Source organism: Neobacillus sp. DZ-9 (assembly GCF_059587065.1).
Map to the genome: position 1 here is coordinate 153,301 of NZ_JCAIOL010000001.1, position 12,431 is coordinate 165,731.

15 protein-coding genes and 1 other annotated feature are annotated in these 12,431 nt (G+C 38.0%); all 15 genes read left to right on the forward strand.

Annotated elements, in window-relative coordinates:
- The first annotated feature begins 66 nt into the window (after positions 1–66).
- The 15 genes from ytaF to AC59HZ_RS00835 all read left to right on the forward strand — a co-directional run bounded on the left by ytaF (position 67) and on the right by AC59HZ_RS00835 (position 12,356).
- On the forward strand, positions 67–702 hold the full coding sequence (ytaF, locus tag AC59HZ_RS00765; protein ID WP_496544021.1) for a sporulation membrane protein YtaF: 636 nt from the start codon (positions 67–69) through the stop codon (positions 700–702).
- A gap of 21 nt (positions 703–723) precedes the next feature.
- Complete coding sequence (coaE, locus tag AC59HZ_RS00770) at positions 724–1,329, forward strand: dephospho-CoA kinase (protein ID WP_496544022.1); 606 nt, start codon at positions 724–726, stop codon at positions 1,327–1,329.
- A 164-nt stretch (positions 1,330–1,493) separates the two neighbouring features.
- On the forward strand, positions 1,494–2,525 hold the full coding sequence (locus AC59HZ_RS00775; protein WP_430066745.1) for a glyceraldehyde-3-phosphate dehydrogenase: 1,032 nt from the start codon (positions 1,494–1,496) through the stop codon (positions 2,523–2,525).
- A gap of 280 nt (positions 2,526–2,805) precedes the next feature.
- Positions 2,806–3,180, forward strand: coding sequence for an adenosylmethionine decarboxylase (speD, locus tag AC59HZ_RS00780; RefSeq protein WP_430066744.1), 375 nt, complete (start codon positions 2,806–2,808; stop codon positions 3,178–3,180).
- A 108-nt stretch (positions 3,181–3,288) separates the two neighbouring features.
- Positions 3,289–3,669, forward strand: a complete 381-nt coding sequence (locus AC59HZ_RS00785; RefSeq protein ID WP_496544023.1) for a hypothetical protein — start codon at positions 3,289–3,291, stop codon at positions 3,667–3,669.
- A gap of 91 nt (positions 3,670–3,760) precedes the next feature.
- On the forward strand, positions 3,761–4,222 hold the full coding sequence (gene nrdR / locus AC59HZ_RS00790; protein ID WP_496544024.1) for a transcriptional regulator NrdR: 462 nt from the start codon (positions 3,761–3,763) through the stop codon (positions 4,220–4,222).
- A gap of 46 nt (positions 4,223–4,268) precedes the next feature.
- Positions 4,269–5,672: a replication initiation and membrane attachment family protein gene (locus AC59HZ_RS00795; RefSeq protein ID WP_496544025.1), complete on the forward strand. Its 1,404-nt coding sequence runs from the start codon at positions 4,269–4,271 to the stop codon at positions 5,670–5,672.
- A 13-nt stretch (positions 5,673–5,685) separates the two neighbouring features.
- Positions 5,686–6,612 (forward strand): primosomal protein DnaI, encoded by a 927-nt coding sequence (gene dnaI, locus AC59HZ_RS00800; protein ID WP_496544026.1) that lies wholly within the window; start codon positions 5,686–5,688, stop codon positions 6,610–6,612.
- Between the two features lie 139 nt (positions 6,613–6,751).
- Complete coding sequence (ytxC, locus tag AC59HZ_RS00805; protein WP_496544027.1) at positions 6,752–7,630, forward strand: putative sporulation protein YtxC; 879 nt, start codon at positions 6,752–6,754, stop codon at positions 7,628–7,630.
- A 406-nt stretch (positions 7,631–8,036) separates the two neighbouring features.
- Positions 8,037–9,971 (forward strand): threonine--tRNA ligase, encoded by a 1,935-nt coding sequence (thrS, locus tag AC59HZ_RS00810; RefSeq protein WP_496544028.1) that lies wholly within the window; start codon positions 8,037–8,039, stop codon positions 9,969–9,971.
- 163 nt (positions 9,972–10,134) lie between these two features.
- Positions 10,135–10,269 (forward strand) — a sequence feature (ribosomal protein L20 leader region).
- Between the two features lie 146 nt (positions 10,270–10,415).
- Complete coding sequence (gene infC / locus AC59HZ_RS00815) at positions 10,416–10,919, forward strand: translation initiation factor IF-3 (RefSeq protein ID WP_430066814.1); 504 nt, start codon at positions 10,416–10,418, stop codon at positions 10,917–10,919.
- Between the two features lie 16 nt (positions 10,920–10,935).
- Positions 10,936–11,136: a 50S ribosomal protein L35 gene (gene rpmI, locus AC59HZ_RS00820; RefSeq protein WP_101649425.1), complete on the forward strand. Its 201-nt coding sequence runs from the start codon at positions 10,936–10,938 to the stop codon at positions 11,134–11,136.
- Between the two features lie 37 nt (positions 11,137–11,173).
- Positions 11,174–11,533: a 50S ribosomal protein L20 gene (gene rplT, locus AC59HZ_RS00825; protein ID WP_496544029.1), complete on the forward strand. Its 360-nt coding sequence runs from the start codon at positions 11,174–11,176 to the stop codon at positions 11,531–11,533.
- 62 nt (positions 11,534–11,595) lie between these two features.
- A complete protein-coding gene (locus tag AC59HZ_RS00830; protein WP_496544030.1) occupies positions 11,596–11,865 on the forward strand; it encodes a DUF1294 domain-containing protein in 270 nt (89 codons plus the stop codon).
- Positions 11,865–12,356: a dUTP diphosphatase gene (locus AC59HZ_RS00835; protein WP_496544031.1), complete on the forward strand. Its 492-nt coding sequence runs from the start codon at positions 11,865–11,867 to the stop codon at positions 12,354–12,356. Before AC59HZ_RS00830 ends, AC59HZ_RS00835 begins: the two co-directional genes overlap by 1 nt.
- Positions 12,357–12,431: the final 75 nt, after the last annotated feature.

Genomic DNA, 12,431 nt, shown 5'->3' on the forward strand with positions numbered 1-12,431 from the left:
ATAACATCGGATAGGCTCCTGCCATATACTATCTTAGTGATTTTGGAGGAAGGAGTCCTAGACGTCATGGTTCAGTTGTTCTCACTTCTAATACTGGCATTTGCCCTCAGCCTTGACAGCTTTAGCGTAGGTTTTACCTATGGATTAAGGAAAATGGTAATGCCGTTAAAATCAATTATTATTATTGCAACATGCTCGGCAGTTTCTTTATTAATTGCCATTTCAATCGGACATGGTCTTGAAAGGGTTTTGTCCCCGAGGATCACCGCAAGCCTGGGAGGTTTCATTCTGATTGCTCTTGGTGCTGGAGTTCTCTATCAATTTTTCCGGCCTGAGAAAGAAAAAGAAATCCTTAAACACGAAAAAACAATTGTGAATTTTGAAATACGCTCACTAGGGATAGCCATTAATATTTTGAAAAAACCTATGTCAGCCGACTTTGACCAATCCGGTGCCATTACGGGAATAGAAGCCTTAATGCTTGGTTTAGCCCTGTCACTTGACTCTTTTGGAGCAGGAATTGGGGCAGCCATGCTTGGATTCTCTCCATTAATTTTATCTTTTACCGTAGCAATAATGAGTTCCCTCTTTGTTCTATTAGGGATTAAAAGCGGAACCTATTTTCATAAATTTGAATGGATTCAAAAATTTACGTTCATTCCTGGTATCTTATTAATTATAATTGGAATATGGAAATTATAATAATCGAGAAAGGATAAGAGCATGTCACTAATTATCGGTTTAACAGGCGGAATTGCCAGTGGAAAAAGTACCGTATCAAATATGTTTAAGGAAATGGATATTACAGTTGTCGATGCAGACGTTGAAGCACGCCTAGCGGTCCTGAAGGGCGAATCTGCTTACAATCAAATTGTTGAAGAATTTGGTAAGGAGATTTTGCTTGAGGACGGTGAAATCGATAGGCAGAAATTAGGCTCGATTATTTTTCATCAAGCAGAAAAAAGACATCAATTAAATCAAATTGTCCATCCGGAAGTACGGAAAAGAATGAACTTAATGGTTGACGATGCTAAAAATCGTAATGAGAAAGTTGTGGTACTTGATATTCCATTATTATTTGAAAGCAAGCAAACTTATATGGTGGAGAAAACTATTCTCGTATATGTTGACAAAGAAACTCAATTAAAGCGATTAATCGAGAGAAATAATCTTTCAATAGAGGATGCGGAAGCAAGAATTCGTTCACAAATGCCGCTCTCTGATAAAGTCAAATTAGCCGACGCCGTAATTGACAATAATGGATCCATTGGGGATTCAAAAAAACAGCTTATCGAGATTTTATCCAGCTGGGGAATCAAACAGAAATAGACAAAGAAGGAGCAAATCCTTCTTATTTTTTTTGCATAAAAAGTCAGAATAATAAAACATTAAAAAATCCGCTTTTTATTCATCACAATTATGCTTAAATGTGTTATACTAATTACATCAAAGGGAACTAAAAAGTATAACGTTAATACGGAAGGGGTCATACAATGAAGACAAGAGTTGCAATTAATGGATTTGGGAGAATCGGAAGGATGGTTTTTAGAAAAGCGATCCTTGAAAATAAACTTGATATTGTAGCGATAAATGCAAGCTATCCAGCTGAAACATTAGCTCATTTATTGAAATATGATACAAACCATGGACCTTTCCAAGGAGAAGTCATTTCTTTAGATAATGAATTAATTGTTAATGGAAAAAGAATTAAACTGTTAAACAATCGTAATCCTGAAGAACTTCCTTGGAGAGAACTAGGGATTGATATTGTCATTGAAGCCACAGGGAAATTTAATGCTAGAGAAAAAGCTGCGCTTCATCTAGAAGCAGGAGCAAAAAAAGTAATCTTAACTGCACCAGGTAAAAATGAAGATGTAACAATCGTTATGGGTGTTAATGATGAAATGCTCGATATCACAAAGCATGATATTATTTCAAATGCGTCTTGTACGACAAACTGCCTTGCACCTGTTGCAAAGGTATTAGATGATAAATTTGGAATTGAAAGCGGTTTGATGACAACCATTCACGCCTATACAAATGATCAAAATAATATTGATAACCCGCATAAAGACCTAAGAAGAGCCCGTGGATGCGGACAATCTATCATTCCAACTACAACAGGAGCTGCAAAGGCTTTATCCCTAGTGCTGCCTCAGTTAAAGGGAAAATTGCATGGAATGGCACTAAGAGTTCCGACACCAAACGTATCATTAGTGGACTTAGTGGTTGATTTGAAACAAGATGTAACTGTTGATGATATCAATAGAGCGTTTACCGAAGCGGCTGATGGTCATTTAAAAGGAGTTCTAGATTTGACAATGGAACCATTGGTATCCGTGGATTTTAATACAAACGAGCATTCCGCTATTATTGATGGACTTTCCACCATGGTAATGGGTACAAGAAAAGTAAAAGTCCTTGCTTGGTATGATAATGAATGGGGCTATTCTTCACGCGTAATCGATCTTACATTATATGTAGCAGAGGAAATTGCCAATTTATCAAAGGTTAAGGTTGGCTAAAAAGGCTGTCGATTGACAGCTTTTTTTGTTGCCATTTTTCCTAATTTGAATATCATTAAATGGAATTATTTAATACTTGCAAAAATTTCATTTTGATAGGTTGCAAAATAAATATAAACAAAGTATACTAGTCATCGTGAACTTCTTGAAATTGGGAGTGGATAATTACTTAAAGGGTTAGGACCTCTCTGGACTAACTTTCCCCCGTGGTAGTTGTTCTGTACCGTTAATAACAGAATTTCAAGAAAGGATCTGAAAAAGGTTAGAGGGGGAATTGAATATGGAAACAATGGGTCGTCACGTAATCTCTGAATTATGGGGATGCGACTTTGAAAAACTGAATGACATTGACTTTATTGAACAAACTTTTGTAGAAGCGGCTCTTAAGTCAGGTGCAGAAATTCGCGAAGTAGCTTTTCATAAATTCGCTCCACAAGGTGTCAGCGGGGTAGTCATTATTTCTGAATCACATCTAACCATTCACAGCTTCCCTGAGCACGGCTATGCAAGCATTGACGTATATACTTGCGGTGATTTAAATCCAAATATTGCTGCGGATTATATTGCTGAAGCGTTAAATGCTGAAACACGCGAGAACATTGAAATTCCACGTGGAATGGGTCCTGTTCGAGTTAAACAAGCAAGAGTCCTTTAAATTCTAATAAAACTAAAAATCGTAAGAGGTGTATTCAGTACACCTCTTTTTATATTTTTGGTGTAATGTTGTACACTATAATAAAAGCGTAATTTGCGGGGGGTTTTTATGGCTAATTTATTTACTCGATTTAAAAAAGAAATTGAAACATCTGATGGGAACTCTGATGCTTCACTGAAAACACATTATTATAAAGCTACTTTTAATCAACTATTCGAATCAGCAGAAAAAATGTTTCGGGAAGACGCTGATTGCCGGATAATGACCGTTTCAAAAGAACATGGAGAAATTGCCGTTGAAATCCATAAACCATTCTCCTGCTTCCTTATTGCGACAATTGTTTCTGTAAAACCAATGCAAACAGCTGTTGATTTTAATATTTCATCCGAGAAATTCTCCTTGCTGGGCATCTATCCGGACTTGAAAAAGCGGATCAACTCTTATTACGAGCGAATGAATCAATTACATACGACTATAAAAAACTCTTAATACTTCTACTTGTGAAAAGGTATTCTTTTTTATAAGATAATAGTAAGAATGCTGAACGGATTTATTGTTTAGAGTTGGAGTTGATTAGCAAATGAAATGCCCTTCATGTCAAAATTATGGAACTCGTGTGCTTGATTCTCGGCCTGTTGATGAAGGACGAGCGACAAGACGACGAAGAGAATGCGAAGAATGCGGCTATCGTTTTACTACTTTTGAGAAAATCGAAGAAATTCCTTTAATTGTCGTGAAGAAGGAAGGCACAAGGGAAGAATTTAGCCGTGATAAAATACTTCGCGGATTGATAAAAGCTTGTGAAAAGCGTCCTGTTGCCCTAAAGGAACTAGAGGATATTACACATGGAGTGGAAAAGGCACTTCGCAGCCAGGGTATTTCAGAGATCAAAAGTGAAGAAATTGGCGAAATGGTTATGGACAGATTGGCACATGTCGACGAAGTAGCCTATGTCCGCTTTGCTTCGGTTTACCGTCAATTTAAGGACATTAATGTTTTTATTGAAGAATTAAAGGAACTAATAAATAAAGAGAAATCATAAGGGAGCTATCGCTCTCTTTTTAAATTGAAGGGAGTGGTAAATGGGTATGGCGCAGCATTGGCAGGAAATTCTTCCGATCGACCGTTACCGGGTAGCGGCAAATGGGCTCTTGCATGAGTATGACCGAAAAGTGCTGACGTTCTTATATCAGCCCTTAATTGGATCAGTCTGTTTTAGCCTATATATGACACTTTGGTCGGAGCTTGAGGAAAATAGACTGTGGTCGGAACACTCTACACACCATCTCTTAATGAACCTATTAGGGAAGAATTTAAAGGATATCTATGAAGCTCGCTTAAAGCTTGAGGGTATTGGTTTATTAAAAACATATGTGAAGATGGATGAAGGTGAAAGATCCTTTATTTATGAGCTTCACCCTCCATTAAATCCTGAACAATTCTTTTTAGATGGAATGTTAAATATTTATCTCTATCGAAAAATAGGAAAAAAACACTTTAACAGGCTTAAACACTTTTTTTCCGATCAGAAAAAACCAAACGGTAAAGAATTCCAGGATGTAACGAAAGCTTTTCAGGATGTGTTTGCTTCCGCTACACCAGGGAGTCTGCAGTATCTACAGGATACTTCGGAAGAGTTGGAAGCGAAAGAAAATCAGCAATTTATTGGCCGTAATGAGCAAAGAGGAATCCAAATTGATGTTGGAAGCTTCGATTTTGATTTGTTAATGGCTGGTTTAAATGAATCGTTGGTCCCAAAGAAGGCATTAACCCCTAAAGTAAAAGAGGTTATTAGCAATTTGGCTTTCCTTTATACAATTGACCCGCTGCAAATGAAAAATATAATTTTCAGTGCCTTAAATGAATCCAATGAAATTGATATTGAAGAATTAAGAAAGGGAGCCCGTGATTGGTATCAATATGTCAATCATGATCAACTTCCTAACCTGGTTGAACGGGTTCAGCCTGCTATTCATCAAGTTCAAATCACCGAACCCAAAACACAAGAAGAACAATTGATTCGCTATTTGGAGACAACCTCTCCATTGCAATTTTTAATAGACCTTTCAGGGGGAGCAGAGCCTTCAAAATCGGATATCCAAATTATTGAAGAGGTTATGTTTAAACAAAAGCTTCTTCCTGGCGTAATTAATGTCCTCATTCATTTTGTCATGCTTAAAACGGAAATGAAGCTTACAAAAGGCTATGTAGAAAAACTCGCCAGTCACTGGGCAAGATTGCAAATGAAGACCGTAAAAGAGGCAATGGACCTGGCGAAGAAGGAACACCGAACCTATCTCGGCTGGACGGAAAATAAAAAATCAGGCGGAAAAGGGACAACAAACAAAAAGCCTATTCGGACAGAACTTATTCCAGATTGGTTTGATGAAAGCTCTAATAATTCTGCTAAAGATAATCCACAAGCAAACATTTCTGAAGATGAGGCCAAAAAACGCGCCATCGAAGAGAAATTAAAGGCTTTTCGAAAATAGGGGGTGACAAAGGATGGAGAGAATTAATAAAACATTGCAGCGGCTATCGGGAAATGAAAACTTTCAAAAACGGTTTGAAGAGCAGCGTCAGGAGGTGCTCCAAAATCCTGGTGTAAGAGCCTTTTTAATGGAGCATCAGGATGAAGTGACGCATGACATGATTAATAAAGGCCTGATAAAATTATTTGAATTCACCAAACAAAGTATTGGATGTAATAAATGTCCAAGTCTTGATGGCTGTGTCAATATGATGAAGGGCTATCACCCGGAATTAGTAATAAATCGCGGCTCCATTGATGTTGTTTATAAAAGATGCCAGAGAAAAGTAATCGCAGATGAAAAGCGGAAAAACGAACAGCTCATCAAAAGCTTGTATGTCCCACGAGATATTTTGGAAGCATCCTTCGAAGATTTTGAAGGAGATACGGGCAGGCTTGATGCCGTAGATAAAGCAGCCACTTTTTTAATGAACTATGAAAAGGGCAAGAAACAAAAGGGATTATATTTTTACGGCAAATTTGGTGTGGGAAAATCCTATTTGCTAGGTGCCATTGCCAATGAACTTGCAAAGAAACAGATTTCCTCGATGATTGTTTATGTGCCAGAACTGCTAAGGGAAATGAAAAGTTCCATTGCCGATTCCACCTTAAATGAAAAAATAGAAGCGCTAAAAAAAGAACCGATCCTAATGATGGATGATATTGGTGCAGAAGCGGTGTCCAGTTGGACGAGGGATGAAGTATTGGGGCCGATTTTACAGTTTCGGATGCTGGAAAGCCTGCCGACATTTTTCACTTCAAACTTTGATTTTGCAGGGCTCGAGCACCATTTGACCTATAGTCAGCGTGGCGAAGAGGAGAAAATGAAGGCACGCAGGATCATGGAGCGGATTCGGTCCTTGAGTGAACCTGTTCTGGTGGACGGGCCGAACCGTCGTTAATAATATTTATTTGGATTGCCTAAGATAGGGCAGTCCTTTTTTTAATCTAAAATACAAATGCGTCCATTCGCTAACTTCTATTTTGGCCAAGTCCCCCATATATATTTAAAACAAAGATTTGGTTAAAGGGGGGATTTGGTTGGTTGAAATCATTTTCCAAAGTAAGATGGATGCAATGAGGTTTTATAACCACTTACAAAAGTGTTTAAATAATAAATTGGAATGTGAAAATATTCTTCTTTTTGAAGATCGACATATAGTGAAAATTTTAAATGGCTCTTTTAGCGAGAACTTTTTTGAAACAATAAAAAATGCATTTTATGAGTTTATTACCGTCATTAAACGGGATGACTGGTTTTGTGATATTTTGAAGAATCAATATTATTATGAGGACCGAGAAGAACAGCAGCAAATATTAGAGATTGTTTATTCCATACTTGAAGATCAAAGAGAAGACTTTAAAGGTTTATTGAAGGAAACGAGTGAGGAACCGAAGATTAAGGAAGCAATTGAGCAAATTTTTCACGACAATGTCTCGTTTTCATTTGATTCATTGTTAAAGTTTCGCCTGCGGCCCTATCTCCAGCTACTCGAAAGCTATGTGGAGATTTCAATTGACGAATATAAAATGGAGCAGGAATATCAAATGTTTGTCCAAATGCTTAGGGATTTTTTAGCGAACCGGGAACCCAAAATGGATGTACTTCACATTTTGTTTGATGAAGAAATCACTTTTTACAATGAGCAATTGGTTGAAATGAAAAGAGGAGAATTAACAAGATTGATTGATCGGAAGCTGCTTGTTAATCATCCAGTTTATGTGGATTCTGCTTCGATCGCACCGCTTTTATCCATTGCGCCGAACTCTATTTTTATCTATACAAAAAACGCAGAAGAGCCACTGGTTAGAACCATTAAAAACATTTTTGAAGAAAGAGTGTCGATTCATTCCTATGATGCTCTTAGGGGAACAAAAAAACGGACAGCAGATACAAATTCTTCAGAAAATCATGCATAGGAAAATAAAATTTTGTCAATATTTAGTTTTATGTACCTTGATTTTTCAAAAATAAATCATTATAATAACCTACATAGCAAAATACCACAGTAAAAGTAATGATGAGGATAACAGTATTTCTTTACGGTTTAATAGAGAGGGAGTCCAGCGGCTGAAAGTCTCCTAACACGGAAAAAATACTTACCACCTTTAAACTTCGGCAGTCAACACTTCATTTTTTGAGGTCAGTAATCGCCGACGGCTTTCAACCGTTACCCAATCCTAAAGTCATGTTAACGAAGGATTTTAACATGAAAAATTGGGTGGAACCGCGTGTTTATCAAACTCGTCCCTTTTCCAGGGACGGGTTTTTTTATTTTTATAAAGCGAACCTATAATGGCGCACAAAATGAATGGAGGAATTGTTATGTCAGACGTTGTGAAGATTTCGTTTCCTGATGGAGCAGTAAAGGAGTTCCCAAAAGGAACAACAACGGAAGATATCGCCGCATCCATCAGCCCAGGCCTTAAGAAAAAGGCAATTGCGGGTAAATGGAACGGAGAATTGTATGATCTTCGCCGTCCAATCCTTGAGGATGGTCCTATAGAAATTGTTACACCTGAATCTAAAGATGCTTTAGAAGTGTTACGTCATAGTACAGCACACTTAATGGCTCAGGCTGTAAAAAGGCTTTTTCCAAATGTTAATCTTGGTGTGGGTCCTGTAATTGAAGGCGGATTCTATTATGACATGGATTTAGAGGAATCATTAACACCTGAAGACCTGCCTAAGATTGAAAAGGAAATGGCGAAAATCGTCAATGAGAATATCGAAATTGTCCGCAAAGAAGTCAGCCGATCCGAAGCTGTTCAGATTTTTAAAGAAATGGATGATCCATATAAGCTTGAACTTATTGAAGCGATTCCAAATGAAGAAACTGTAACTATTTATCAGCAAGGTGAATTTTTAGATCTTTGCCGTGGTGTCCATGTTCCATCAACTGGAAAAATTAAAGAATTTAAGCTATTAAGTATTGCCGGTGCCTACTGGCGCGGCGACAGCAACAATAAAATGCTGCAGCGCGTTTATGGAACTGCCTTTTTCAAGAAAGAAGATTTGGCTGAACACCTTCGCTTGCTAGAAGAAGCAAAAGAGCGTGACCACCGCAAAATTGGTAAAGAATTGAGCCTTTTCACTAATACGCAATTGGTTGGTCAGGGCTTACCAATTTGGCTTCCTAAAGGAGCAACTATCCGCCGTATAGTTGAGCGCTATATTGTTGATAAGGAAGTACGTTTAGGTTATGACCATGTATATACTCCTGTAATGGGCAGTGTCGATTTGTATAAAACTTCAGGTCACTGGGATCATTATCAGGAAGACATGTTCCCGGTAATGGACATGGATAACGAGCAGTTGGTATTACGTCCAATGAACTGTCCACATCATATGATGGTTTATAAAAATGCGATCCACAGCTACCGTGAGCTTCCGATCCGAGTTGCTGAACTTGGTACAATGCACCGATACGAAATGTCTGGCGCATTATCTGGTTTGCAGCGCGTACGCGGAATGACTTTGAACGATGCCCATATCTTTGTTCGTCCAGATCAAATTAAAGATGAATTCAAACGAGTTGTAAACCTGGTCTTGGATGTTTATAAAGACTTTAATCTGAATGACTATTCTTTCCGGCTTTCCTACCGTGACCCACAGGATACTGAAAAGTATTTTGATGATGATGCCATGTGGGAAAAGGCGCAGAGCATGCTGAAGGAAGCAATGGATGACCTTGGACTCGATTATTATGAGGCAGAGGGAGAAGCAGCTTTCTATGGTCCTAAGCTCGATGTTCAAGTTAAAACTGCATTAGGTAAGGACGAAACACTTTCAACTGTTCAATTAGACTTCTTACTTCCAGAACGCTTTGATTTAAACTATGTAGGAGAAGATGGCAAACAGCACCGTCCGGTAGTTATTCACCGCGGTGTTGTGTCTACAATGGAACGTTTCGTGGCCTTCTTAATTGAAGAATACAAAGGAGCCTTCCCAACATGGCTCGCACCTGTTCAAGTTCAAGTAATTCCTGTTTCACCTGGAGCGCATTTTGACTATGCCCGCAAGGTTCAAGAGCAGCTTCAAAATGAAGGATTCCGTGTGGAATTAGATGGCCGTGATGAAAAGATCGGCTACAAAATCCGCGAAGCCCAAATGCAAAAAATACCATATATGCTCGTTGTTGGTGACAAAGAAGTTGAAAACGGTGAGGTTAACGTCCGTAAATATGGCGAACAAAACTCAGAAACAAAGCCATTTGCAGACTTCCTTGCTTCCATCAAAGCAGAAGTGCAAAAAGGATAATGTATTGTAAGGGAGGTTTTTCCTCCCTTTTTTTATTAAAAAAACTATTGAATAATTTTTTATTTCTTGCTAAAATAAATTTCGTTGTCATATGAAATGTTCATTTGACATCACATCTTTGTTTATGTTATAGTTACTAAGGTAAAAATTGAATACGAGTTTTTGGGAAAAGAAGAAGCACCCGCTTCTCACCTGATTTGACGCTGTTTAAGCAGTTGGCAGGTTTTACGTGAACTTTTTTGTTTATTACTTATGTTTCGTAAAGTGTGGGTGTATTCATCCGCACTTTTTTATTTGTGTACTTAATGAAAAGCTCTGCTTGATCCTGTCGATTCAACATGGTGTCACAAATCAAGGTTCGAATGGTGAGCCTTTCAAATCTTCTTGGACCCGATAAAAGTATTCGTGATTAAACCTTGGAGGTGGCTAATTATTAGCAAAGATATGTTGTTAAATGAGGGCATTCGATCTCGTGAAGTTCGCTTAATCGATCAAAATGGTGAGCAGCTAGGAATAAAATCCAAAAACGAGGCGCTTGAAATTGCTGGAAGAGTAAATCTTGATTTGGTACTTGTTGCACCAAATGCAAAGCCTCCGGTAGCCCGGATCATGGACTATGGCAAATTTAAATTCGAGAATCAAAAGAAAGAAAAAGAAGCTCGAAAGAATCAAAAAATCATCACTACCAAAGAAGTTCGTCTAAGCCCAACGATTGATGAGCATGACTTTAATACAAAGCTTCGCAATGCAATTAAGTTTTTGGAAAAAGGCGACAAGGTAAAAGCTTCAATCCGTTTCAAGGGCCGGGCGATTACCCATAAAGAAATCGGTCAGCGTGTGTTAGACCGTTTTAGTGAAGCGTGCAAGGAAGTTGCAACGATTGAATCTCATCCTAAAATGGATGGACGAAGCATGTTCCTGGTTTTAGCACCGAAAAACGATAAGTAATAAGGAGGATATCCCAATGCCAAAAATGAAAACTCACCGCGGCGCTGCAAAGCGTTTCAAGAAAACAGGTTCTGGTCAATTAAAGCGTGACCACGCTTATACAAGCCACTTATTTGCTAACAAATCAACAAAAGCTAAGCGTAAACTTCGCAAAGGAACTCTTGTTTCTAAAGGCGATTTCAAGCGCATTCGTCAATTATTAACTTACGTAAAATAGTCTCAGACAGATTGATTTATTATAGGAGGGAAATTACATGCCACGTGTAAAAGGCGGTACTGTTACTCGCAAACGTCGTAAAAGAGTTCTTAAATTAGCTAAAGGTTATTTCGGTTCAAAACATACATTATATAAAGTTGCTAACCAACAGGTTATGAAATCATTAATGTATGCATTCCGCGATCGTCGTCAAAAGAAGCGCGACTTCCGCAAACTTTGGATTACTCGTATCAATGCAGCAGCTCGTATGAATGGTCTTTCTTACAGCCGTTTAATGCATGGTTTAAAGCTTGCTGGTATCGAAGTAAACCGCAAGATGCTTGCTGAATTAGCAGTTAGCGATGCAAACGCATTTGCTGAATTAGCAAACGTTGCTAAACAACAATCTAACAAGTAATATTTCATAAATGCCATTCTCTTTGATGAGAATGGCTTTTTCTATAAGGGGGAAATGACTGAATGACAATATTATTCGCGGCCTATTTCATCATGAATATTATTGGACTCGTGATAATGTGGGAAGATAAGAGGCGGGCTAAAAAGCATGAGTACCGAATCCGCGAAAGAACTTTGTGGCTGGTAGCTTTGTTTGGCGGTGCAGTGGGGACGACGGCAGGAATGCAGCTTTACCGTCATAAAACAAAGCATTTATCGTTTAAACTCGGATTTCCCGGTCTTGCAATACTAGAGGTAATTCTGTTTATTAAAGCACTAGGAGTGATTTCATAATGAATCTTGAAAAATTGTTTCAAATGCAAAAAGCGCTGGATGCTCATATTGAAGAAAAACATCAATTACAAAATGAAGATTTATTTAACCGGAAGGTGCTTGCCTTGCTTGTAGAATTAGGTGAATTGGCAAATGAAACACGCAGCTTTAAGTTTTGGAGCGTGAAACCTTCATCACCAAAGGATGTCATTTTAGAAGAATTTGTGGATGGCATTCACTTTATTTTATCGCTTGGGATTGAATGTGGATTCAATCAACAGGAATTAGATTTGTCCATGAAGCCATCACTGTTGACTGTGACAGATCAATTCTTAAAGATGTATGTAGGAATAAGTATGTTTCAAACCAGTAGAAGCATTCATGATTATGTAAGATTATTTGAGGCATACTTAGAATTAGGATTTTTACTAGGAATTACCTCTGAAGAAATGGAACAGGCATATTTTCATAAAAACGAAGTAAATTATCAGAGACAGCAGAATAACTATTAACAGTTAAATTTGTTAATATACCAGAGGGTTCGGTATAATGAAAGCTGTACATACATATAAAGGAGGTCTAAAAAA